Source organism: Pseudoalteromonas sp. LC2018020214 (genome assembly GCF_016598755.1).
Lineage (GTDB): Bacteria > Pseudomonadota > Gammaproteobacteria > Enterobacterales > Alteromonadaceae > Pseudoalteromonas > Pseudoalteromonas distincta.
Map to the genome: position 1 here is coordinate 3,051,229 of NZ_CP066804.1, position 24,479 is coordinate 3,075,707.

The following is a 24,479-nucleotide window of genomic DNA, read 5'->3' on the forward strand; positions in this document are numbered from 1 at the left end:
ATAAAATTATTTCACCCCTTTTTGATTTGCCACCCGTTATAGCTTTGAAAACACCCTAATTGTAGTGGTCAATAAAATTTGGAGCGGCTTATGCACACACTTGAAGTACCTAACAACCCAGTATTTATTAAAACATCGACTGCCGTTATCGGCGGCGCCGCAATGACCTTTGCAGCTTTTGCGTTTATGCAATATTTAATAAGTGGCGAGCAACGCGCACCGGTTAAACCAGGGGGCGATATTATAGTAGAGATTTTTCAGGCACCTGAGGATTCAAAAGTCAGGCATATACAAAAAATACAGCCGCCACCGCCAATGCCTAAAGTGCCGCAAAAAGCTCCACCGCTTGATACATCAGCCGATCCTGTGTTGGCAATTAGCGACTTTACGCCAGTTACGATTGACGATTTTGGTGGCGACATTAACAATACCATTAATCGCCCAACAGGGGATGCAACACCCATAGTGCGCATAAACCCTAAATACCCAACTACAGCCGCGCGCGATGGTATTGAAGGTTGGGTACAACTAAGCTTTAGTATTTCGCCAACGGGGGAAGTAATCGACCCAGTAGTTATTAACGCCGAGCCAAAACGTACCTTTGACCGCGAAGCAATAAGAGCCATTAAACGCTGGAAATATCGCCCCAAAGTAATTGAAGGTGTGGCACAATTACAAACAGGTCAAACCGTACAGCTCGATTTTAAATTACAACAATAATACCAATCCGCAATAATACTTAATCATTTTGTGGGGCTAAACGTGTCGCTACCTGTGTTAAAAAATTCTCATTTAGAACAACTAAATAGCGAATTTTTTGCCTAACTATCAACACGTTTTTCTACCCTCAAAATAGATCACTTAATTAAGCGAATTGGTATAAAAGCGATGAGCCTATGCTACTAAGTATTAAGTCATGGTTATTTGAAACGCCAAGCAAGGACTGCATGGCAAGTTACGCAAAAAGTGGCGACAATCGTTACTTAGAGCAGCTTATTGCCCTCTACAGTAACGACTTATACCACTACCTTGTTACGCAATCTAATACGCATTTAGCATACGACGTAAGCCAACAAACATGGCTAAAAGTAATCGAAAAACGCCACCTTTACCAAGCGCAAACCACACCAAAAGCGTGGTTATTTAAACTTGCCCGCAACACACTTATTGACGAATACCGCAGGCAACAACACTTTGTAGAGCTTGACGAAAACACGCATTTAGCAGCACAAAATGATAAAAGCGAAAGCGATTTAAATAATGGTGACTTAACTAGTGGAGACTCGCATATAGGCAGCTCAAACATAAGTTACGAAGCGTTCGACGCCGCGCTAAAACAGCTCAGCTTTGTACAGCGCGAAGCCATTACTTTGCAACAAGAAGGCTTTTCGCTCGCCGACATAGAACTTATAACGCAAAGCAGCCTTGAGACCATTAAAACAAGGCTGCGCTATGCCAAGCAAAATCTTAAACGTTTATTAGGAGCAAACAATGAACAAGCCTGATGAGCCGTTTGATCAAAAGCTCACACAACACTACAAAGAGCGAAAAGCGCGCACTACACTTACAAGTGATCAGCAAAAAGCGCTACTTAAAAAGGCCACTAACACAAAGCCTAAAAAGCTCGGCTTTACGCTACAGCTAACCAGCCTTGCCTGCGCTCTGGGTGTATTTGCTTTTATTGTGTTTGATAATAACGATAGCATTAACCACGCGCCTAAAACCGTGCTTAACAGCGTATTTAACACCATAGACATTCACGACTATTCAATTATAAAAACACACGAAATAAACCAAGCTGGTAGCTACGCAAGCTCTATAAACGAGCAAAAACACGCGCTCGATAGTCAATTAGCTAACGATTTACGCCGCCACCAACAACGCCACATAGAATACGGCACGCTAGTGAAGGTAGATTACGACTGGTACATAGCCAGCTGTAATGATGAAGTACTCGTGCAAATTAAGCATTCGCTGTTGAGTGATTTAAAGGGTAAACACGCGGTCGAAAGTAATATAAATACCGGTGATATGCTCGCTATGGCACATAACGGTAAAGGGCAAATTATTGCGCTTAAACATGCGGGAGCTGGGGTTAGGCAGTGTGGGGCTTAGATATATTTTAGTCTAACCTAAAATTTAGCTAAGATTAAACTAAATACAAGGAGTAATCGAAATGGAATTAAATTACATAATAGAAATAAGTAAAGTAGTCGCGGTACTGTTTACTGGATGCTCATTTCTTTTTGGTATTTATATTTATATAGTTAACTCAAGAAAAGAGAGAATCAAATCAACCTTAGAATATTGGGGGAAGTTTCATCAAGAAGTTATCCCGTATCTTATTAAGTTTAATAATAAATACCCAGGTAAGCTCCATGCTAATGAGGTCAGGGAAATCGTAAATTTATCCGACACTAAAGAAGCTCTTCACCATATCCTAAATAAATATGAGCAGCTAGCTACAGGAGTGGATTTAAAGGCATATGAAATAAAAGCATTAAACTCACTATCAGGTCAGGAGATAATTAATAGTTACCATAGGTACGAAGCATATATTTTCTATCGTCGAGCTCACAAAGAGAACCCTGAAATATGGTTACAATATGAGAAATTAGTAAAACTACTGATTAAACTAAGGAGATAGGATAAGGCTTTAGAGTAATATAGTGGAGTTGGGTTTCGTGTCACTCAACCCTAGCTACCGGCCGCTTGGATTAATAAACGAGTATATCTAAGCCTTTATTGGCGACCAAATTTAACAGCTTTAATGAAGCTCCTTTTGGGAACTTGCCGCCTTGCTCCCAAGCTCTAACTGTTGAAGCGCTGGTATTTAAATAAGCGGCGAATACCGCAGCGTGCTCACGAATTGCTTTAATATGCGCGGCATCATATTGCTCTACTTCAGGCAGACACATTGCATCAAACTCCCGCATAGTTTGCCTATCCATAACACTCAGTATTATAGTTCACCAGAATTAATGTACTAAAAATTTAAAAGCAACTCTCAGCATATTTAGAAATACACAATATTAGTTCTTTAAGGCTCAGCCCTATAAAGCTATAATTTAACTTAATTTTCATAGCGCTATTAGTTTAAATTTAAGGAAGAAATATGACAAAACTACTTATATTCGTTTTTGCTATTTATACATTTTGCTGCTCATTTGTGCAGGCTGAGACTTTAGTAAATAACGAATTTGTAGTACCGATTGAAAAGCACTTTGAAAATTTCACCTTAGTTAAGGTAAACCCTAAGTACACAAAACTTGATTACAAAGCGCTTATGTCTGCTCGCGAGTTTATTCAAATTAGCTTAGGCACCACATGGCCTGCTGATGACTTTACTTTGCAAGAAAACACGCAAACATTGGAAAGTGACTTAATCGCATTTAATAATAAAGAATCTTTTACTTTTCATGTAATGAATAACGATAAAACGAAGGTGATTGGCTGTATTTATATTACAGGTACGGTTGATAGTGAATTTGATGCCACTGTATTTAGCTGGGTTGCTAAAGAGCACCTTTCTACACCGCTTTTTGATGAGCTTAAAACAAACGTTAAAACATGGGTTAAAAACGAATGGCCTTTTACAAACGTTGATTACCCGTTTAACAGTTAAATAGCATATTAAATCATTCACTTCCAAACAAAAGGCCTGCGATTAAGCAGGCCTTTGAGCATTTAAAAATCATACGTACAAAACTATAATTCTTGAAATAAAATAAGCAAAAAAATAAGTTAGCCTGACGCGCCAGCAAGCTATACGCCTACAACAAACACTACATATAACTAGCTTTGGGTGTGCTCATTACATTGGCGAACCGTTGGGTTCCGTATCACTCAACCCAACCTACTTAGCTATAAACATGAGCCTAGCGCTAAATAAATCATTGTTAATGATTACTGCTTTAAAAGTCGCTTTTCTGGATTATTTAAATACTTTAAGCCAATGGTAACTATGCGTGTATGCACCATTGTTATAACGCGTATTTGCACATTACCAATAACAACAATATCGCCTTTACTGACTTCTCCTGAAAGCTTTTGGTTAATTACTTCTTCCAAGCTTATCTCTTCTGGGGCGTCTATGTGCATGTGGTAAGAGTAAAATATATCACCTACCAACGTTACCCCTTTCACTTTAAGTTCGTTATGCGCTAAGTGGCTATCTTGATGGTTTGTTTTATCGGTTGCTGTAAAAACTAAATCAACAAAAGGTCTGTTATCTGGTTTTAAAACAACAAATAAGTGGTCGTTTGCTTTTAACTTAGTTGAGCCTCGTGGCGGTATGATTGACGGACCCCGTGTAATCATAGCAACAACCACACTCTCAGGAAGTGCAGCATGTGACAAACTGCGCCCAGAAACCCGAGAAACGTCACTTAAAGTGTATTCTACAATTTCTATATCAATATCGTTTAGTGCTGTGATTTCGAGCGTTGCAGCAGCCAAATCAGGTGGCGGCTCTACTAAATTTAGTTTTTTAGCCATCCACGGCATTGTTGAGCCCTGTAACGTGGCTGAAATTAATACCACGAAAAAAACGACATTAAAAATAAGCTCAGCCCCTGAAAGGCCAAATAATAATGGGAATATAGCTAAAATAATGGGCACTGAGCCTCTAAGGCCAACCCAAGATACAAACAAGGTTTCGCGATTATTAAAGCCAAACAGTTTTAAAATAGGCGCTACCGCTAATGGGCGAGCAACAAAAATAAGTGCCAGTGCAATAAGCAATCCTTCTAGCCATACATCAACCAACGACGACGGATTAATAAGGAGGCCTAATACAACAAACATGGTTATTTGCCCAAGCCATGCTAAGCCGTCATGAAACAGAAAAATACCGCGCTTATATACAAATTTACTGTTACCTAAAATAACACCCGTTATAAATACAGCTAAAAATCCACTGCCGCCGAGCGTTGCAGAAAGGCCAAATGAAAGCAGTCCAAATGCGGTTACCATCACTAAATACAAACCCGATGCATTTAGTTTAATTCGATTAATAAACCAAACCGATATTTTACCAATTAAAAGACCACAAATAGCGCCAACACCCATTTGTTGAGCAAATAACTGTAGTAAACCCAGCCCTACTGGCATGTCATTAACGAGCATTTCGAGCAAACCAACCGTTAGAAAAATAGCCATTGGATCGTTCGAGGCACTTTCTATTTCAAGGGTAGATTTAAGTTTTTTATTTAAGTGAATACCCGCACTTCGTAAAAGTGCAAACACTGCTGCGGCATCTGTAGAGCCAACAATGGCGCCCAGTAATACACCTTGTAATATGGGCAGGTCTAAAATATAAGTAGCCACAAGGCCTGTAATTACAGCGGTAAATAACACCCCGATGGTTGCTAAAGCAGACGCGGGTTTCCACACTTGTTTAATTGAACTGGTGGGCGTTTGTAAGCCACCATCAAATAGAATAATAGCAAGCGCTAAAGTACCCAGAGCATGTGCGGCCTCTGCGTTGTCGAATGAAATACCTGCAATACCGTCTTCACCTGCGAGCATGCCTACAAGTAAAAATAGCACCAGCACCGGTAAGCCAACGCGTGCAGATAACTTGCTCGAGATCACTCCAAGTAAAATTAAAATGGCACTAACGAGAATGATATTATCGATTACAAACATAGTGTGGGTTTACAGCCTTATATGAGTTAAAAAGTAAGAATTTATAGCTACCAAAAAGCTTAAAGCTCATGCTATACAATAACCTAAAAAATATAAATACGGGTACTTAAGTCTATATTTAAATAGTTTATTTAATAGCTAGAGCGCCGTTAAGCTTGGTATTACTAGCCTCTGTCTTAATTTAAAAACAAAAAAGCCTGCAATAAGCAGGCTTTTGAGTATTTAAATAACTGTATTTTATAAAACAATAATGCTTGTTATTAAGTACGCTATAAACGTCAATGCACCGCCAAATAAGGCGTACGGTAGCTGCGTTTTAACGTGGGTGAGCAAATCACACCCCGATGCAATAGCCGATACAGCGCTGGTGTCGGATATAGGCGAGCAGTGATCGCCAAATATACCACCACCCAAAATAGCACCTACCACAAGCGACGGTGGTAAACCTAGCGCTTGAATAAGTGGCACGCCAATTGGGATTAATATGGCAAACGTGCCCCACGATGTACCCGTAGTAAACGACATAACTGCGCCGGTTAAAAACAGCACCGGTACTATTAAGTAAATAGGTAGGTAGTCGCCAACAAGCGACGCTACAAATACGCCAGTACCCAATTCTTTTAAGCTTGCGCCAAGTGTAAGCGAAAGCAGTACAATGGCGACCAGTGGCATTAATTCGCCCATGCCTTTAAAGCCGGTATCAACTAATTGATGATGCGTAAATTTACGTGAGCCAATCATTAAAAAGTAAGCGACAACAATGGCTAAAACCGTTGCATATAATACGGATTTAGAGCCGCTGCCCTCTGCTAATACACCATTACCGGTGTAGTACATAAAGCCAACCATGCTGGTAATAAGCGTAATAAGCGGGATTAACATGTAACGCGCTTTAGAGCCTTTTACTTCTTCTTTTAAGTCAGTTGTTTGAAGCTCTAGTTTTTCTTCGGCTTCTTTCATCGGGCCATGCACTTTATCAAACGCGATGGTATAAAAAACAATGGCAAGGGTAATTATGGCGTAAAAGTTATACCCAACGCTGCCCCACAACACCGATACAGCCGACTCACCTAGCTCGTAGTTACCTAACAAACCAAGTACAAACGCACCCCAGCCATTAAGCAGAATTAAAATACACACTGGCGCACTGGTGCTATCAATAATGTACGCTAGACGTGCTCGGCTCATTTTAAATTTGTCGAATAAGCCACGCGATAAAATCCCTGAGGTAAGTACGCTCAAGTTAGATTCTATAAACACCGCAATGCCGGTAAACATGGTTAAAAAGCCCACTTGACGCTTACTTTTTGCAATTCCTTTGTTCATTAGCATATTAACCGTTGCTGCTACGCCGCCAGATTCGCGAATGTAGGCAAGCAGTGCACCAATTAAAATACTAAATATTAATATGCGTGTATTACCTGGCGAACTGGCAACCGAAATAATACGTTCAATGGTATTTAAAAAAGTGTCAAACAAGCTATTACCTTCGCCCTGAAAGGCGAGTAAAAACTCAGAAGAAGCAACAGCAACAAGTAGCGCCATAATCACTTCTTTGCGCCAAAACACGATAGCAATCGCAATTAGCGGCGGTAAAATAGAATACCAATGCATAAAAAGTTAACCTTAATTATTAGCGAGCCACTCTCGCTTTGTACGCGTTTTATCGCTTATTTGTTAAGCCTAGCAGCATAAACTGGCTTAGATTTGTAAACCGCTTAGCTTAATGGATTGCCTTACTCAAGTCACCTGTAAATAAATCACTTAGAGTAATGCTGTTAGTACGTTTTAACCTATACGATAGCTTATTGATTTAGTAGCGCTTCATAAATAAGCGACACCACCGATCCATACTGCGCGGTTTCAAATTGTTTACCTGTAAATTCGTAACGTTTTAGCGAGCCTTTAATTGCACTATGGCGAGCATTGGTAAGTAAAACAATAGCCAAGTCGTAAGCGGGGTCAATTACGGTCACTGTACCCGTCCAACCTGTGTGGCCATAAGCCTGCGCGCTTGCATAAGGGCCAAAGTGCCAGCGCCTTGCTTGATTATTACCAGCAAGCCTAAAGCCAAGCCCGTAGGTCTCATCGCTTGATTGCGGCGTTAAAAATTGCGCTAAGGCGCTTGCACTAAATAATTGTTGGTCGCCGTAGCCACCATTATTTAGTAATAGCTGGCAAAGCACCGCTAAGTCATGAGCATTACTAAATAATCCTGCATGCCCTGCTACGCCATCAAGAGAATAGTAAGCGCGCTCATCATGCACTTGGCCTTGTAAAACCCCAGTTCGAACATTATCAAACTTAATGCGCCCGTCTCGTGTGTTGCCGCTAAGCTCAGTGGCTGCAAATTGCTGCGGCTTAAAGCCTTTTTTAAGTGGATTAAATAACGTGTTAGTTAATTTTAATGGCGCGTACACTTGCTGCTCTAGGTATTCGTCAAGGGGCTGCCCAGTTATGCGCTCAATGAGTACGCCTAAAATCATGTAATCAATATCTGAGTAAACATGCTGCCCAGATGATTTATTGCTAAAAGGTACGCTGGTAAGTAATAGCTGTTTGGTGGTTTTACTATTTTGCGAATAAAACGCGTCGCCGTAGCTGCCATCTTTACGATGAAAGTCAAATACTGGCGGGTATCCGGCGCTGTGTGTGAGTAAGTCCTTTACTGTGCGCTTTGCTCGCCCTTCACCTTTATATTCGCTTAGGTAGCTTTGCACGGGTTTATTAATATTTAATAACCCTTCGCTTACTAATTTCATAAGTGCAAAATTTGTGGCAAATATTTTGGTGTTTGAGGCAAGATCAAACAAAGTATTAGTTTGCATGGGCTCTGGGCGTAGTAGCATTAAATCACTTTGCTGGTATTGCTTTGCATCGCCATAGGCGGTTAATTTTATTAGCTCGCCATTTTTAACAACGGCCAACACAGCCCCAGGAAAACCTGCTTTTACATCGCGTTCAATTAATATGTCTACTTCAGTAAAATCTATATGCTTTTTTGGTTCATCGCTTAAAGTAGGAAATGCAAAACGCAGCGTTAAACTTGCGCCAGCAGGGAGAATATTTTCAACTTTAAAGGTATTAACACCGTTGTGAGTATTTTTTGCCAAACTGTAATTGTATAAGGTGTTGGCGCTTAGTTGGTTAACGTCGAGCTTTTGATTATTAATGTAAATATCGGCGCTTTGTGCGTTATGGTTTTGTATTAATAATTGCCCGCGCCCTTTGTAAGCTTTAAACGTTCCTCGGTTATTTACATAAAACCGGCTACTTGGATTTACCTCAGGAAACGTTACAACCACTTGTGCATTAGGCAGCTCTACAAGTTGGCTCTTTGTAAGTGGTAGCATCGAGCTAATAGGCTCAGGCGGTGTACTACAACCCACAATAATAAAGCTCAATGCCACTATAAAAGCTTGTTTGATATAACCACACCTGTGATTTTTTACAGCAATAAACATGCTTAGCCCTTATTTATATAGCAAGTAAGGCGCTCTTTGCGCTTTAAATAGCGCAAGCCCCGCCTGCCAGCTTTGCTTTATTTGCGCTGCAGATTGCCCTGTTTCAATAGCTAAGCGCAATTTATTAGTACCCGCTAGCTTATCCATAAAGTCAGCGCGCTCAAAAAACGAGATGTTATTTTTACTAAGCTCCGTGTACGCATTTATTAAGTAAGTTAAATTTAGACCTGAAATATTTGCTTGTCTTAAATCGAGCCCCTGCACGGTTTGGTTTTTAAATTTAGGGTTTAAAGCAGCGCCTTTAATTGCGCGCGGTGTAAAATTAAAATCACCTAATGCAACTGGCGAATAGCCAATTACTTGAAATGCAAAGTCGGTACCTCTACCAATGCTAATAGGCGTTGCCTCAAAAAAGCAAAGTGATGGGTAAAGCGCAATGGCTTGATCGTTAGGTAAGTTAGGGCTGGGTTTTACAGGCAAGTTGTAAGTACTTTTGCGAGTGTAATGATCAACAGGGATCACCGTTAATTTTAAATCGGCCGCTTTATTGATCCAGCCCTCGCCCTTGATCATTTTGGCAAGCTCGCCAACGGTCATACCGTGTAACACAGGAATTGGGTGCATGCCTACAAACGATTTAAATTCTGGCTCTAATATTGGCCCATCAACGTAGGCAATATTTGGATTGGGCCTGTCGAGTACTAAAAATTCTATCCCCTGCTCTGCAGCGGCTTCCATCATGTAGTGCATTGAACTTATGTAGGTATAAAAACGCACTCCCACATCTTGAATATCAAAAATAATGACATCAACATCGGCTAAAGCAGCTTGGCTTGGTTTTTTATTTTTACCGTAAATAGAAATAAGCGGAATACCAGTTTTACCATCAACGGCATTTTTTACATGGGCGCCCGCATCGTGATCGCCACGAAAGCCATGCTCAGGTGCAAAAATTTTAGTTATATTAATATTTTTAGTCAGCAGCGCATCTACTAAGTGAGTTTGCCCCATCATTGATGTTTGATTGACTACTAGCCCTACACGTTTATTTTTTAACTGCGGTAAATATTTAGCATATTGCTGCGCACCTACTACAAGTGAGTTATTAACTTCGTTAGCTTGCACGCTTGCAATAAAAATGGTGCTAAAAATAAAAAATAAAGTAATAAATAGGGTTTTAAACATACTGCAATATCCTTTTAAACAAGGCGTTTAAAATAACATAGGTAATAATAAAGAGCAGCTTTAGAAAGGGGTTAAGTGGGCTTGAGTAGATATAGTGATTAGATATAGCCATTAGAAGCTGGCGCTTCTCACGCGAGCAAGCTCTGCGTCTACAGCGGATAAATAAACTCGGAGTTTAGATTTAAAGATTGGGTTGGTTTTACTTGTAGGCGTGCAGCTTGCTGACGCGACGAGCGAAGCTCGTAAATAAAGTATCAGTTATATCGGTGGCAAGTAATTAGAAGCTGTCGCTTCTCACGCGAGCAAGCTCAGCGTCTACAACGGATAAATAAGCTCGGAGTTTGGATTTAAAGATTAGGGCTAGTTTTACTTGTAGGCGTGCAGCTTGCTGACGTGACGAGCAACGATCGTAAACGTGCTGTGAATTTTATAGATTAGAAGCTGGCGCTTCTCACGCGAGTAAGCTCAGCGTCTACAACGGATAAATAAGCTCGGAGTTTAGATTTAAAGATTAGAGATGGTTTTGCTTGTAGGCGTGCAGCTTGCTGACGTGACGAGCAACGCTCGTAAATAAAGTATCAGTTATATCGGTGGTAAGTAATTAGAAGCTGTCGCTTCGCACGCGAGCAAGCTCAGCGTCTACAACCGATAAATAAACTCGGAGTTTAGATTTAAAGATTAGGGCTGGCTTTACTTGTAGGCGTACAGCTTGCTGACGCGACGAGCGAAGTTCGTAAATAAAGTATCAGTTATATCGGTGGCAAGTAATTAGAAGCTGTCGCTTCTCACGCGAGCAAGCTCAGCGGCTACAGAGGATGAATAAACTCGGAGTTTGGATTTAAATATTGGGTTGGTTTTACTTGTAGGCGTGCAGCTTGCTGACGCGACGAGCGAAGCTCGTAAACGTGCTGTGAATTTTATAGATTAGAAGCTGGCGCTTCTCACGCGAGCAAGCTCTGCGTCTACAGGAGTGGTAGTTTACATTTCACTTTATTTTAGGCACAAAAAAACCGACTTAATGTCGGCTTGTTTATGAAAGTGGTGGGCGCAGGACGTATCTTGTAAGAGTGAACCTCCGACTGCTTGGTTCTCAATTCGCCTAAACCTACATTTCACTTTATTTTAGGCACAAAAAAACCGACTTAATGTCGGCTTGTTATGAAAGTGGTGGGCGCAGGACGTATCTTGTAAGAGTGAACCTCCGACTGCTTGGTTCTCAGTTCGCCTAAACCAACACTTCACTTTATTTCACTTTATTTTAGGCACAAAAAACCGACTTAATGTCGGCTTGTTTATGAAAGTGGTGGGCGCAGGAGGATTCGAACCTCCGACCGCTCGGTTCGTAGCCGAGTACTCTATCCAGCTGAGCTATGCACCCACTTTCATAGATTGCTTATTTAAACTCTAAGCAGAGCGTATTAATTCAGGCATAAAAAAACCGATTTCCATCGGTTTTTTTTTTTACACTTAAAAGTGTATGAAAATATGAAAGTGGTGGGCGCAGGAGGATTCGAACCTCCGACCGCTCGGTTCGTAGCCGAGTACTCTATCCAGCTGAGCTATGCACCCACTTTCATTTTTTTATTATTTTTTTACTCTAAGTGAGAGTTTTACTTATTTATACTCTAAGTAGAGTTTATAAAGTGGTGGGCGCAGGAGGATTCGAACCTCCGACCGCTCGGTTCGTAGCCGAGTACTCTATCCAGCTGAGCTATGCACCCACTTTATAGTTTGCTTATTTAGACTCTAAGCAGAGTTATTAAAGTATGGTGGGCGCAGGAGGATTCGAACCTCCGACCGCTCGGTTCGTAGCCGAGTACTCTATCCAGCTGAGCTATGCACCCATACTTTAAAATTTACAAAACACGCCATTAAAAGAAATGGTGGAGAGGGAGGGATTCGAACCCTCGATAGAGCTACAAACTCTATACTCCCTTAGCAGGGGAGCTCCTTCGGCCACTCGGACACCTCTCCGTCTTGTGGGGCGTATAATAAAGATTTCAGAAAATATGTCAAACACTTTTCTACCAAAAACGACTATATGGTTACAGATTGCACATATGCTTGGTTTAAAAGTGTAATTAGTTTGAAATTTAAGCGGGTTACGTATTTTTATTTGAAGGATTAACACCTAGCACGGGAACTAAGTCATCAGTTAACTGAGCCAAATACTGTTCTTGGTAACCTAATTGTTGAAATTCAGCGATACAAGCACGGTAGTAAGCGTTTCGTTCTTGCTCTGATGTGCATTCTTCTGATAAATCATCTAATCGCTTGTCTTTCATACTCTTTTTCTAGGTCCTTTAAGAATCAATATTTAGCTGCTAAATACCAAGCAGTGTAAATTTCGTGCGTATTCTAGCCTAAATATTTACATAAATACAACATGTGTTAAAAAAACAACCATACTAAAAAGCTATAGCACTGTTAGTTTTAATATTAAAAACTTCCAATAACAATAAGTTAGTGAAGCTGATTGCACATTAATCAGCACTAATAATTACCTTTTAATTTTTAGTGTAGTACTTATTAATTAAAACACTAATTATAAGCAAAAAAACGCCGCTATTAAGCGGCGTTTATTAACTTACTTTGTTCTACTAAAGATTAGTCAGCTTGTGGACGCATATGCGGGAACAAAATAACGTCTTTAATTGTTGATGAATCAGTAAACAACATAACTAAACGGTCAATACCAATACCTTCACCAGCCGTTGGCGGTAAGCCGTACTCTAGTGCGCGTATGTAGTCTTCGTCGTAGTGCATTGCTTCATCATCGCCTGCGTCTTTCTCTTCAACTTGACGAGTAAAGCGCTCAGCTTGGTCCTGTGCATCGTTAAGCTCAGAGAAACCATTTGCAAGTTCACGACCGCCAACAAAAAACTCAAAACGGTCGGTAACAAATGGGTTTTCGTCGTTACGGCGTGCAAGTGGTGATACTTCCCACGGGTAACCAGTAATAAACGTAGGTTGAATAAGCATGTGCTCTGCTGTTTCTTCAAATATTTCACAAAGAAACTTACCTGGACCCCAAACACAGTTTTCAGGAATTTTAACGTGCACTTGTTTAGCGTACGCTTTTAACTCTTCAAAATGGTTTTCTGGATCGTTAAATACCGCAGCATCAAACTCAGGGTTATATTTTAAGATAGCATCCGCCATACTTAAACGTGTAAACGGTTGGCCAAAGTCGTATTCAACTGAATCGATAACTTCGCCGTTTTCGTCCTTAGTTGTATTAACTACAATTGCACTACCTAGTACGTTTTCTGCAACAGTACGTAGCATATCTTCGGTGATGTTCATCAGGTCGATGTAATCAGCGTATGCTTGGTAAAATTCAATCATTGTAAATTCTGGGTTGTGACGTGTAGATAACCCTTCGTTACGGAAGTTACGGTTAATTTCAAATACACGATCAAAACCACCTACCACTAAGCGCTTTAAGTAAAGCTCTGGCGCTATACGTAGGTACATGTCGATATCAAGCGCGTTATGGTGAGTTACAAACGGACGCGCAGATGCACCGCCAGGTATAACCTGTAGCATAGGTGTTTCTACTTCCATAAAGTCACGGTCTGCTAAAAAGCGACGAATGCCTTCAACTACTTGTGAACGAATGCGGAATGTTTCGCGCGTTGCTTCGTTAGTAATTAAGTCAACATAACGTTGGCGGTACTTTGTTTCTTGATCTGATAAGCCATGGAATTTTTCAGGTAGCGGGCGAAGTGACTTAGTTAGTAATTGATACTCAGTCATTTCTACGTATAAATCGCCTTTACCCGATTTATTTAACGCGCCTTTAACACCTATAATATCGCCAGTGTCTAGCTGACCATATTTTTCTTTAAGGTCTTTTTGAACATCTTTAGATGCATACGCTTGTACGCGACCTTTCATGTCTTGAATTACAAAAAACGGTCCACGCTTTGCTAAAATACGTCCAGCAATAGACACAACTTCTTGTAGTTCAACTAATTCTTCTTTGCTCTTATCACCAAACTGGGCTTGCAAATCAGCCGTGTAATGCTCACGACGGAATTGGTTTGGATGACCGTTGGCTGGGCAATTTTCGCGTATCGCGTCTAACTTGCCGCGACGCTCAGCGATTAACTTGTTTTCGTCTTGGATTTTATCAGTCATTTTTTAGCTCTTTATTAGCTTGGTGGTTATAGGCCAGATTTAAGGCTGGCTTCAATAAATTTATCTAAGTTACCGTCAAGTACCGATTGGGTATTGCGGTTTTCAACGCCTGTGCGTAAATCTTTAATACGTGCGTCATCAAGTACGTATGAACGTATTTGGCTACCCCAACCTATATCAGATTTAGCGTCTTCTTGCGTTTGTTTTTCAGCATTTTGCTGCTGTAGCTCAAGCTCAAATAATTTAGCTTTTAACTGCTTCATCGCTTGGGCTTTATTTTTATGCTGTGAACGCTCGTTTTGACACTGCACTACGGTATTTGTTGGTACGTGAGTAATACGAACCGCCGATTCGGTGGTATTAACGTGCTGACCACCCGCGCCTGATGCTCGGTAAACGTCTATACGTAGATCTGACGGATTAATATCAATTTCAATATTATCGTCAATCTCTGGGTATACAAACGCAGAAGCAAATGAGGTATGACGACGACCACTTGAGTCAAACGGGCTTTTACGCACTAAACGGTGAACGCCTGTTTCTGTACGTAACCAGCCGTAAGCGTATTCGCCAACAAAGCGAACTGTTGCGCCTTTAATACCGGCAACATCACCGTCGGTTGCTTCAACTAGCTCAACTTTAAAGCCTTTAGCCTCGCCCCAACGTAAATACATACGAAGTAGAATGTTACACCAGTCTTGTGCTTCAGTGCCGCCAGAACCCGATTGTAAATCAAGGTACGCATCGTTTGAGTCATGAGGACCTGAAAACATACGACGAAACTCTAAACCTTCTAACTGCTCGTTTAGATCGCTAAGTTCGCTTTGTGCTTCATCAAAGGTATCTTGATCTTCGGCTTCTACAGCAAGTTCAAGTAGACCTTCAACGTCGTCAGTACCGGCTACAAGGTTGTCGATTGTTTCAACAACAGCCTCTAATGCTGATTTTTCACGGCCAAGCGCTTGTGCGCGTTCAGGCTCATTCCATACGGCTGAATCTTCAAGTTCGGCGTTAACTTCTTCTAGGCGTTCTTGTTTAAGAGCGTAGTCAAAGGTACCCCCGAAGCAATTCAGTACGTTCGCGAATTTCCTTGATTTGGTTAATCACAGGATTCACTTCAAACATGTACATCACTCCAAAATGGCTAGGTAATTGCGCCCCTTTACATGGGATTTTCGCAACAAATTATCGTCAAATGATAAAAACGCCCGATTTTAACAAAAAACCGCGCGCTTTATTAGCCTTTTATACATGATTTGTGCATATTTTTTAGTGCACTTTTTCAAGCTCTCTAACTATTAATTGCAGCGTAAATTTACCTCTAAACTCATTTATATCGAGTTGATAGGCTACTTTTACAAACTTCGCTTCTGTGTCGGGCCATTCTTTTACATCAATACCAAAGGCAATGGCGTCAACTAATCGCCCTGATTGATGCTTTAGCACCAGCTTTAAATGCTTTTCGCCGACTATGCGCTGCTGTATTACTTCAAAGGTGTGCTCAAACACAGGCTCAGGAAATTGCTGCCCCCACGGACCCGATTGCTTTAATAGCTGAGCAAACTCCATCGTAAAGCAGTCGTTTGGCAGCTCACCGTCGGTAAATACAATACAGCGTTTACTTTCTTCACTCAGTTGTGCACTCACGGCAGCATCAAATGCCTTTTTAAAGTCGTTAAAGTGTTGCTCGTTAATACTTAAACCAGCGGCCATTGCGTGGCCACCAAATTTATTAATTAAGTGTGGCTCAGCAGTATTAAGCCCTTCGAGTAAGTCGCGCATGTGCAACCCTTCTATAGAGCGGCACGAACCTTTTATTTCACCGTTTTCGCCACCAGCAAATATAACGGTTGGTCGGTGGTATTTTTCTTTTAAGCGACCAGCCAAAATACCAATAACACCTTGGTGCCAATCGTCTTGAAACAAGCAGATTGCATCAGGGACGTTATCGTCGCTAAATGCGAGTCTATCAAGCACGGCTTGCGCCTCGGCTTGCATGCCTTGTTCTATTTCGCGTCTTGCAAAGTTTAAGCTATCGAGCTCGCTGGCAATACTACGTGCTTGGTTTATATCGGTGCTAAGTAGGCATGCTATACCCAAACTCATGTCGTCTAATCGCCCTGCTGCATTTAAACGCGGCGCAAGTGAAAAGCCAAAGTCGCTTGCGCTTAAGCGGGCAGCATTGCGGTTAGCCACTTCAATAAGCGCGGTAATACCAGGGCGTGTTTTACCACTGCGAATACGTGCTAAACCTTGGTGTACTAAGGTGCGGTTATTTGCATCAAGTGCGACCACGTCAGCAACCGTACCAAGCGCTACAATGTCGAGCAAGTTAGCTAAATTAGGCGGCGGTTGCTGCTCAAAATAACCAAGGTCTCGCATTACGCTTCTCAGTGCTATCAGTAAGTAAAAAGCAACGCCAACACCTGCTATAGATTTAGACGGGAAGTTACATTCGTGCCTATTTGGATTTACTATTGCATCGGCATTTGGCAGCTGCTCACCTTGTAAGTGGTGATCTGTTACCAGCACTTTTATACCAACCGCTTTTAAAATATCAATACCAGCAATACACGATATGCCGTTATCTACGGTGATCACTAAATCAGGCTTTATTTGTACTATTTGCTCTGCAAGTGCGGGGCTTAAACCATAACCTAAGCTAAACCGGTCAGGAATTAAGTAATCTAAATGCTTAAAACCAAACATCTCAAGGCCTTGCATTAATGTTGCAGTGCTTGTTGCGCCATCGGCATCAAAATCGCCGACTATTAATATTTGGCTTTGCGCTTTTAATGCTTCAATTAATAAATCGCTGGCTTTGTCGATATCTTTAAACAATTTAAAGTCGTGAAGCGTAGCTACGCTGTTATTTAGCTCGTCGGCATTAAATACATTGCGGTTAGCATAAATTTGTTTAATTACAGGATGTAAATTACTCGGTAGATGCGAGTCGTCAACGTTTTCACGCGCAATGATTAGTTTTTTCATGCAGAGTTTTAACTTATTGGGTCGTATTAAAAAGACAAAAAAAGGCCATTAAGGCCTTTTTATTAGCTATAAAACGTATTACGACGCTTTGTTAGCATCTAATGCTGCTTTTAGTGCTGCTGCTGGCTGGTAACCAGGGATCATCGTACCATCTTCTAAAATAATGGCAGGTGTGCCGCTAATACCAAAGCTTTGACCAAGCTGGTAATGCTCTGCAACCGGTGCGCTACAGCCTGCAACTACTTTAGTACTTGTACCCGACTTAGCTTCTGTTAGTGCTTCTTGCTGATCGCGTGCACACCATACGTTCATTAAATCGGCGTAGCCTGAACCTTGTAAGCCACCACGTGGAAACGCAAGGTACTTAACGGTAATACCCGCATCAAGTAAATCGTCTAACTCGCGATGTAATTTACGACAGTAACCACAGCTAATGTCGGTAAATACGGTAATACTGTGTTTTTCGTTTGGTGCTTTGTACACAATCATCGAATCTTCGTATTCTTTAATGCCCTCAACACGCACGCCGTTTAATGCTTGCTCTGTTAAGTTGTTACGATTATTTAAATCGATTAACGTACCTTGCATTAAAAATTGACCATCTGGACTTGCGTAAAGCACGCCCTTATTAGTGATCAACTCTTTTAAACCCGCTACTGGGCTTGGGTTAATTTGCTTTACAGTTACACCAAGCTCGGCAAATTTAGTAATAATAGGATCATTAGCATCTGGTGTTACAGCAACGCCATTTGCAAATGCACTAATACTTGTGCACAACATGGCACCTGCTAACATTAATTTTTTCATAACTTCTCTCTATCCTAAAAATACTTAATATATTGACCGGCTTAATAATATTTACTTTCAAACTTACGCTCGCGGATGATGCTCTGCGTGTACCGACTTTAACCGTTCATTGGCAACATGGGTATAAATTTGCGTCGTTGATAAATCGCTATGGCCCAACATCATTTGTACCACACGTAAATCTGCCCCATGATTTAATAAGTGCGTAGCAAAAGCATGGCGCATGGTATGGGGCGATAATGGAGACTCAACTGATGCCAAAATAGCATAGTGTTTAATTCTATGCCAAAAGGTTTGTCGCGTCATGCCTACTCCGCGCTTAGATGGGAACACAAAATCGGTGGCGTGTTTTATCATTTGTGCACGCCCACCCTTTAAAAATTGCTCCAGCCAATACATGGCTTCTTCACCCAATGGCACTAAGCGCTCTTTGTTACCTTTACCTTTTACAAACACCACCGCTTGGCGCAAATTAATTTGCTCCATACGAAGCCCAACAAGCTCACTTACACGCAACCCCGTTGCATAAAGTAGCTCTAGCATGGCTTTGTCGCGCAGTCCCATCGCTTCTTCTGTGTTGGGCGCATTTAACAATGCCTCAACTTCAGCTTCTGAGAGTGTTTTAGGTAACGACTGTCCGGCTTTTGGTTGAGCTATGTTTAGCATGGGCGAATCACTAATTATTTTTTCGCGCACAAAGTACTGATAAAAACGCTTTAGCGCACTAATGCTACGTGCTGTACTGCGTGGTTTTAAACCTAAATCAACTCGATGCGCTAAATAGCTTTCTATGTCGAGCCCCGTTACCGTCATTAAATTTTCGCCCTTTAAAAATAGGCAAAACTTATCTAAATCACTGCGATAAGCGCTTAATGTATTTTCGCTTACGCCTTGTTCTAAGTACAGGCTATCTAAAAAGGTTTCTAGGTAGTCGCTATTACTGCTCATACTGCTGTTATTTTCAAAAGAATCGTCAGATAGCGTTGTCACATTATGCTCTCATGCTTTGCTAAGGTATCAATTAAAAATACCTTACGGTAAACTTGAGCCTATCATATCAGGCAATTACACAGTGATAAATACGATGCAAATTGGTTTATTTTTTGGTTCTACTACGTGCTACACCGAAATGGCAGCAGAAAAGATTCGCGACATTATTGGTGCCGATATAGTTACCCTGCACAATATTAAAGACGAGCCACTAAAAAATGCAGAGCAGTACGACTTTATCATCTTTGGTATTTCAACATGGGATTTTGGTGAAATACAAGAAGACTGGGAGTCAAAGTGGGACGACATAGCCGACGTAAACCTAAACGGTAAAACCATTGCTTTATTTGGCATGGGCGATCAGCAAGGTTACGGGCAATGGTTTCAAGATGCCCTAGGCATGCTACACGATGAAATAAATACGCAAACATTTACTCAACTTGGTTTTTGGCCAAACGACAGTAGTTACGAGTTTGAAGCTTCAAAAGCATTAACGCCTGATGGTAAACAGTTTGTTGGTCTTGCGCTCGACGAAGACAGCCAATACGAGCTAAGCGATGATCGTATTGCAACATGGGTTGAACAGGTAATGACTGAATATAGCGAAACGCTTTAATTAATAAGCTAATAAGTAAAAAGCCCGCAACTAGTTTAGTTGCGGGCTTTTTAACTAGGGTCTGTTGATCTTTTAAGGTTAAATTTGCAGCAGTCTGTTTGGTATTTAGGCAAGGCAGAGCCTATGCAGTGTGGTTATTCCCCATAAATGGGCGATAACGTAGCATTAATGCCAAACAGGCGCTGCCCAAAGGGTTCTTCCTAGGGGCTACTTACTCTTTGTTGCTCGGTTTTTACTTAGCCCACTAGGTTACAAATCTCGCGCCGCGATTAAATAGCCCCTAGTTTGAACAAATTTTAATCCGCAAAGTTCAACAGACCCTAATAATATGAGTAATTTATTGAAACGTCATAACATTGGTCGTTTGTGGGTAATATCCATCAGCCATCACAATGTACGGCAATAAATTACTTAACCATTTTTGTTGTACGCTTTGGCTGTAATTTAAGTAAAGCTTACCTTCGTGAATATAAAATGCTTCTGGGTCAATCCCTACGGCATTCCCCTCATCAGCCATTGCATAAGCGCACCAGCCACCGTATTGCGGTGCATAACGCTTTGGGTTTTCTGCAAATGCCGTTTTGTTTTCTTCACTCGAAAAATGCCAGTCGGCATCTAAATAACTAAACGTATATTTGTCGCTGCCTTTAACGGCTTTATTTTGGGTAAAATAAGCAACACTGTCATACCCTTTAATAGCCGTGTTATTAAACCAGCCAGTGTTTACCGCATCATCCTTTGCGTTTGCCGCACCGCTTATTAACAGTGTGCTAAGCATTATTAAAGCAACTATGTACTTAATCATATTTTACCCTTTTATTTACTCAAAATTTTATGCCAATTAAATATGGCAGGCTTAGTGAGTAAGAAAGGCAAAGCGCAAAAATGATTTCAGTTAATGCTTAATTATTTAACGTTTAGTAATTAAGTAAGTAGTAAAACTTACTCTACTCTTAGCCAATATTGGTTTCGGTAAAAAAAGCCAATGTAACCGCGCACTTCGAGCTTTTTACCTTCATCTTGTGGGGTTAATTGTAAGGTGTAGGTTTTACCATTTGTTGGGTCGAGTATTTCACCGTCTCCCCAGGTGCCATCATCTTGTGCTTTTACATCAGTGATTATAGTCATTCCTAAAATAGGCTGATCTTTTAGCTCATCATCACACTTACTGCATATATCATTTTGTTTTGTAGGGTCTAGAATAGTTTCAACTTTACCGCTTAAAGTACCGTTGGTTTGGGTAATACGTACATACGACTTAGCTTGGTTTGTATCCTCGTCAATCGTTTTCCAAAGCCCAACTGGGGTCATGGCTGCCAGTGCACTTTGGCTTGCCAAAACAACCGCAGAGAATGTACTTAGTAGTATTATTTTATTTAATTTTTTCATTGTGTTGTCTTAATTCAATGTAACTAATGAGTGAATCATAACAGGTGATTTATAAACACACTATTAAAGCGCTGTACTTAAAATAATAAACCTGAACTCTGGATAATAAATCTATCTCGAGCAGCTATTTTCAGCGCTAACTGCGTTGACTTTACTTGCAATAGGCCAGCTATTGACGCGTAAATTCGCCTTGTTTTCACTGAAAATCTCTGGCTAGAGAAAATAAATTTAAATATCACCATGATTCAATATGTTAGTAAATCTCTTAACCAGAGTTCAGGTTAAAAAGCAAAAAACCTAAACTAATAATCATTAGTTTAGGTTTTCATATGAGCTTTTTTGTTTACTTTTAAAAACTACGAATTACTACACTTGAGTTATTAAACTCAAATTTATTAACTTTTCCGCATTGCGCCATATGATTAGTACTTGTATAAGGTGTATTGTTTTGAGCAATAGCAGTCTCCCATCCTTGGCCATTTTTAATGAATGCTTTTAGTTCAAACCATCCATTAACCGATTTACTGCAATCCATATCCACATCAAGCATCCAATAGTGTTCGCCCCATATATTTAATGGTGTTACACCAAAACCATCTGTGTTTAGCGTTTTTTCAGCGCCCCAACCTGCAGGCCAAACATTCGTTGTCCAGTCGGTAGCAGAACCTTCTGCTTCGCTACTTTGTCCATTTTCTATGCCATACCAATCAAGGTAGTTATCATTTGCTTTCCAAGGGCTTGTTGTCACGTTTTTTAAATTATTATGACGAATGGGCATTGCACACTCAAAATTACTTGTTTGGCAATTTCGACCCAGATTTGCGTTTGCATAAGCGTGGTCAATTCCACCGCGCAAAAACATATCTTGTCCACTTTGTGTTTGTGCATTAATAAAAATAACCGTTCGCTGCCAGTCACTTTCAGTGCTTGGGGCAGAACTTGTATTTAACTTGGCATTTTTATGAATTGCCATCGCATCCCAAGCGCCAATATTAAGATTAATAGTACCATCGGAATTAACCGTTATAGCCTCACCACTACAACTTTTAGCATCAGCTGACAACTCGCCTTTTAACACATTACAGTATTGCCCTGGCGCCATATCGGTTTGCACAGTTGCTCTAAGTGTTGAGTCTTCTTTGTTAATAGCCATATGACCCGAACTACCTCGGCCAAATGAAATTTGATTATTTGTGTTATCCCACCAGTTTGTTACTGCCCAATTGTCGGCGGTGTTATTTCTAAAATCGACCCCGCCTGCAATATATGACCAACGATGCTCACACTTCCAATTACTAGCAAAACACTCTAAGTTACCATTATTATGTACAGGTACATTTGGCCCACCAGCATCTGTATCACCATGAAAATCATAACTCGACATTACTTTTGGATAACCGTACGGATAAGCCAACATAAATACATTGGCTAAGTCATATAAGCGGCCATCCTCAAAGGTAATTACATTACCAGCGCCGCCGTGCCCGCGCTGATTGTCGTGATTATCTACAAAAACCACCGCAGAAGAGCTTGGCATAAAGCCCCACCCTTCGCCAAAATTACTCAGCCATGCAAGCGAGCCGTTTCTAAAGGTGTTACCAAGCTCAGTGCTATATTTAAATTCAGTTACTAAACCTGTGCTTAAATATTCAGAGGCACCAACAGCCTCCCCACCTTGATCAATCACTTCTTGAAAAACCACTGGCGAGCCATTTACTTTAGCCATTAAACTTTGGATATCGCTTGCTGCAACATGTTTAGAAGCATCAAACCGAAAGCCTTTTACGCCAATAGCTTGCAAGTCGTTAATATATGTTGCAATGGTATTTTGCACATAGTTTGAAGCGGTATCTAAATCGGCAAGTCCAACGAGTTCACAATTTTGTACTCGGTAGCGATCGTTGCCATAGTCAGAGCTATTAATGGTACAACTTTCATGAAAATCTTGTGGGCTATAAATAGGAAAGCTTTTATTACCAAAGCTATTTCCCGCTGTGCCAGTGCCACTTCCTGCTGCCATATGATTAATAAGCGTATCAACGTAAATATCAACCCCAGCTGCACTACAGCGATTTACCATATCGATAAACTGCGCACGGTTTCCGCCACGACTTTGCAGTTCATAACTTACTGGCTGATAACGTGTCCACCATTGGCTTCCTGTAATGTGCTCATTAGGCGGCGAGACCTGTACTGCAGCGTAGCCTTTTGGTCCTAGGTATTGCTCACATTCTTGCGCTACATCTTGCCAATTCCATTCAAACAAATGCACAAATGTGGTGGGCGTAGCTGTGGCAATACTCGGTAAGAGCAACCCTAGGCTTAAACCTGCGATGGTGATTATTTTATTGAGTTTCATAGTGTGTGATCCAACTGTTGAGCGAGCAAAACAACTACTCGAAATTATTTACAAGTGGTTAACACTAGATTGAGAATTGATTAAATAAAAACTGAATACGTATGCATAATAGGTAAATTATCCTTTATTACTAGATAACCTACATAACTTGGCAATTTACATTTTCAAATAAAATGCTTTGCACAGGGCTATATAATCAGCGGTGTAGGTATTATCTAAGTTTCTAATACACAGAATTGATGTTTCTATATCGCTTTTTACGTAGCTAAATGCCATTAAACTGCGGCTAATATCTTTATTAGGCGTAGCTTTTACTTGGCAATGAGCATTTAAATAAAGCCCATTTTGAGTAGCAAGCTCTATAAATAATGCGCCTTCAACGCTTGGGAGTATTAAGCTAAAGCGAGAACCACTATGGCTTAAACGTTTAAAGGCATTAATTAACTCTTCAAAACTTAAGCCGTCGGTATGGCGCGCGGTATTACGCGCAGCATTATCGCCTTTTAAACTGTGATTAAAATACGGTGGATTAGAGATAACAACATCAAATTTAACTTCACTACTAAAGCTTTGAATAGTTTGGTGCTTAATACATATTGTTGGCCACGGACTATTAGCTACATTTTGTAATGCTTGGGTATAGGCGCTTTCGTCAATTTCTACCGCAGTTATATCAAGCTCATTACTGCGCTGCTTACACATTAATGCTAGTAAGCCGGTGCCTGTGCCTATATCAAGTAATGACTTTGCACCGCTTAAATTAGCCCATGCGCCAAGCAAAATGCCATCGGTAGAAACTTTCATTGCACAGTGGTCGTGTTCAACTTTAAATTGTTTAAATACAAAACCAGACATTTTTTCACCTTTTCATTCACCAAGCGCAGCA

Annotated in this window: 21 protein-coding genes and 5 tRNA genes; 6 read left to right on the forward strand and 20 right to left on the reverse strand. The window is 40.8% G+C overall.

The features are described from left to right. Positions 1-90 precede the first annotated feature (90 nt). From JG479_RS13560 to JG479_RS13575, 4 genes are all read left to right on the forward strand, one after another. Positions 91-720: an energy transducer TonB gene (locus tag JG479_RS13560; RefSeq protein ID WP_138489627.1), complete on the forward strand. Its 630-nt coding sequence runs from the start codon at positions 91-93 to the stop codon at positions 718-720. 176 nt (positions 721-896) lie between these two features. Further along, the gene (locus tag JG479_RS13565) at positions 897-1,505 is read left to right on the forward strand and encodes a sigma-70 family RNA polymerase sigma factor (RefSeq protein ID WP_234047859.1); all 609 of its coding nucleotides are present in this window, start codon (positions 897-899) and stop codon (positions 1,503-1,505) included. Next, a complete protein-coding gene (locus JG479_RS13570) occupies positions 1,492-2,115 on the forward strand; it encodes a hypothetical protein (RefSeq protein WP_200219492.1) in 624 nt (207 codons plus the stop codon). Before JG479_RS13565 ends, JG479_RS13570 begins: the two co-directional genes overlap by 14 nt. Before the next feature lie 61 nt (positions 2,116-2,176). After that, the gene (locus JG479_RS13575; RefSeq protein ID WP_193225633.1) at positions 2,177-2,647 is read left to right on the forward strand and encodes a DUF4760 domain-containing protein; all 471 of its coding nucleotides are present in this window, start codon (positions 2,177-2,179) and stop codon (positions 2,645-2,647) included. A 70-nt stretch (positions 2,648-2,717) separates the two neighbouring features. On the opposite strand, the gene JG479_RS13580 is transcribed toward JG479_RS13575, so the two are convergent. Beyond that, positions 2,718-2,951 (reverse strand): helix-turn-helix domain-containing protein, encoded by a 234-nt coding sequence (locus tag JG479_RS13580; protein ID WP_226929014.1) that lies wholly within the window; start codon positions 2,949-2,951, stop codon positions 2,718-2,720. A 164-nt stretch (positions 2,952-3,115) separates the two neighbouring features. Between JG479_RS13580 and JG479_RS13585 the strand changes: the two genes are divergently transcribed. Next, positions 3,116-3,625, forward strand: coding sequence for a hypothetical protein (locus JG479_RS13585; RefSeq protein ID WP_193225632.1), 510 nt, complete (start codon positions 3,116-3,118; stop codon positions 3,623-3,625). Positions 3,626-3,906: 281 nt separating this feature from the next. On the opposite strand, the gene JG479_RS13590 is transcribed toward JG479_RS13585, so the two are convergent. From JG479_RS13590 to xerD, 15 genes are all read right to left on the reverse strand, one after another. After that, positions 3,907-5,649: a potassium/proton antiporter gene (locus tag JG479_RS13590; protein WP_200219493.1), complete on the reverse strand. Its 1,743-nt coding sequence runs from the start codon at positions 5,647-5,649 to the stop codon at positions 3,907-3,909. Positions 5,650-5,886: 237 nt separating this feature from the next. After that, positions 5,887-7,263, reverse strand: a complete 1,377-nt coding sequence (locus JG479_RS13595; protein ID WP_200219494.1) for a Na+/H+ antiporter NhaC family protein — start codon at positions 7,261-7,263, stop codon at positions 5,887-5,889. A 191-nt stretch (positions 7,264-7,454) separates the two neighbouring features. Further along, a complete protein-coding gene (gene pbp4b / locus JG479_RS13600) occupies positions 7,455-9,113 on the reverse strand; it encodes a penicillin binding protein PBP4B (RefSeq protein ID WP_200219495.1) in 1,659 nt (552 codons plus the stop codon). Positions 9,114-9,122: 9 nt separating this feature from the next. Then, the gene (locus JG479_RS13605; protein WP_200219496.1) at positions 9,123-10,298 is read right to left on the reverse strand and encodes an exo-beta-N-acetylmuramidase NamZ family protein; all 1,176 of its coding nucleotides are present in this window, start codon (positions 10,296-10,298) and stop codon (positions 9,123-9,125) included. Between the two features lie 1,301 nt (positions 10,299-11,599). Further along, positions 11,600-11,676: transfer RNA gene (locus tag JG479_RS13610), tRNA-Arg, on the reverse strand. Between the two features lie 114 nt (positions 11,677-11,790). Beyond that, positions 11,791-11,867 (reverse strand) — tRNA-Arg (locus JG479_RS13615). A 75-nt stretch (positions 11,868-11,942) separates the two neighbouring features. Next, positions 11,943-12,019 (reverse strand) — tRNA-Arg (locus tag JG479_RS13620). Positions 12,020-12,065: 46 nt separating this feature from the next. Beyond that, positions 12,066-12,142: transfer RNA gene (locus tag JG479_RS13625), tRNA-Arg, on the reverse strand. 37 nt (positions 12,143-12,179) lie between these two features. Beyond that, positions 12,180-12,272: transfer RNA gene (locus JG479_RS13630), tRNA-Ser, on the reverse strand. Positions 12,273-12,400: 128 nt separating this feature from the next. Continuing rightward, positions 12,401-12,583, reverse strand: a complete 183-nt coding sequence (locus JG479_RS13635; RefSeq protein ID WP_002961421.1) for a hypothetical protein — start codon at positions 12,581-12,583, stop codon at positions 12,401-12,403. Positions 12,584-12,905: 322 nt separating this feature from the next. Then, complete coding sequence (gene lysS / locus JG479_RS13640; RefSeq protein WP_002961420.1) at positions 12,906-14,441, reverse strand: lysine--tRNA ligase; 1,536 nt, start codon at positions 14,439-14,441, stop codon at positions 12,906-12,908. Positions 14,442-14,467: 26 nt separating this feature from the next. Continuing rightward, positions 14,468-15,566, reverse strand: a protein-coding gene (gene prfB, locus JG479_RS13645; protein ID WP_100218355.1) for a peptide chain release factor 2 whose coding sequence is annotated in 2 segments (ribosomal slippage) — positions 14,468-15,490 and positions 15,492-15,566 — 1,098 coding nt in all. Because the reading frame shifts where the segments join, the coding sequence is not laid out codon by codon here. A gap of 144 nt (positions 15,567-15,710) precedes the next feature. After that, on the reverse strand, positions 15,711-17,432 hold the full coding sequence (gene recJ / locus JG479_RS13650) for a single-stranded-DNA-specific exonuclease RecJ (protein WP_182695430.1): 1,722 nt from the start codon (positions 17,430-17,432) through the stop codon (positions 15,711-15,713). A 78-nt stretch (positions 17,433-17,510) separates the two neighbouring features. After that, a complete protein-coding gene (dsbC, locus tag JG479_RS13655) occupies positions 17,511-18,239 on the reverse strand; it encodes a bifunctional protein-disulfide isomerase/oxidoreductase DsbC (RefSeq protein WP_002961417.1) in 729 nt (242 codons plus the stop codon). A 63-nt stretch (positions 18,240-18,302) separates the two neighbouring features. Further along, positions 18,303-19,229, reverse strand: a complete 927-nt coding sequence (gene xerD / locus JG479_RS13660) for a site-specific tyrosine recombinase XerD (protein ID WP_002961416.1) — start codon at positions 19,227-19,229, stop codon at positions 18,303-18,305. A gap of 94 nt (positions 19,230-19,323) precedes the next feature. On the opposite strand from xerD, the gene fldB reads away from it, so the two are divergent. Next, entirely contained in the window at positions 19,324-19,845 is a 522-nt protein-coding gene (gene fldB, locus JG479_RS13665) for a flavodoxin FldB (protein ID WP_182711884.1), read from the forward strand. A gap of 337 nt (positions 19,846-20,182) precedes the next feature. Here fldB and JG479_RS13670 read toward each other — a convergent pair whose 3' ends face one another. The 4 genes from JG479_RS13670 to JG479_RS13685 form a co-directional block, all read right to left on the reverse strand. Beyond that, the gene (locus JG479_RS13670; RefSeq protein WP_200219497.1) at positions 20,183-20,650 is read right to left on the reverse strand and encodes a YHS domain-containing (seleno)protein; all 468 of its coding nucleotides are present in this window, start codon (positions 20,648-20,650) and stop codon (positions 20,183-20,185) included. 137 nt (positions 20,651-20,787) lie between these two features. Continuing rightward, a complete protein-coding gene (locus tag JG479_RS13675) occupies positions 20,788-21,234 on the reverse strand; it encodes a DUF2147 domain-containing protein (protein ID WP_200219498.1) in 447 nt (148 codons plus the stop codon). Between the two features lie 349 nt (positions 21,235-21,583). After that, positions 21,584-23,593 (reverse strand): alpha-amylase, encoded by a 2,010-nt coding sequence (locus tag JG479_RS13680; protein WP_200219499.1) that lies wholly within the window; start codon positions 23,591-23,593, stop codon positions 21,584-21,586. Positions 23,594-23,749: 156 nt separating this feature from the next. Continuing rightward, positions 23,750-24,448 carry a tRNA1(Val) (adenine(37)-N6)-methyltransferase gene (locus JG479_RS13685; protein WP_200219500.1) on the reverse strand — a complete coding sequence of 233 codons (699 nt, stop codon included), beginning with the start codon at positions 24,446-24,448 and terminating at the stop codon, positions 23,750-23,752. Positions 24,449-24,479 lie beyond the last annotated feature (31 nt).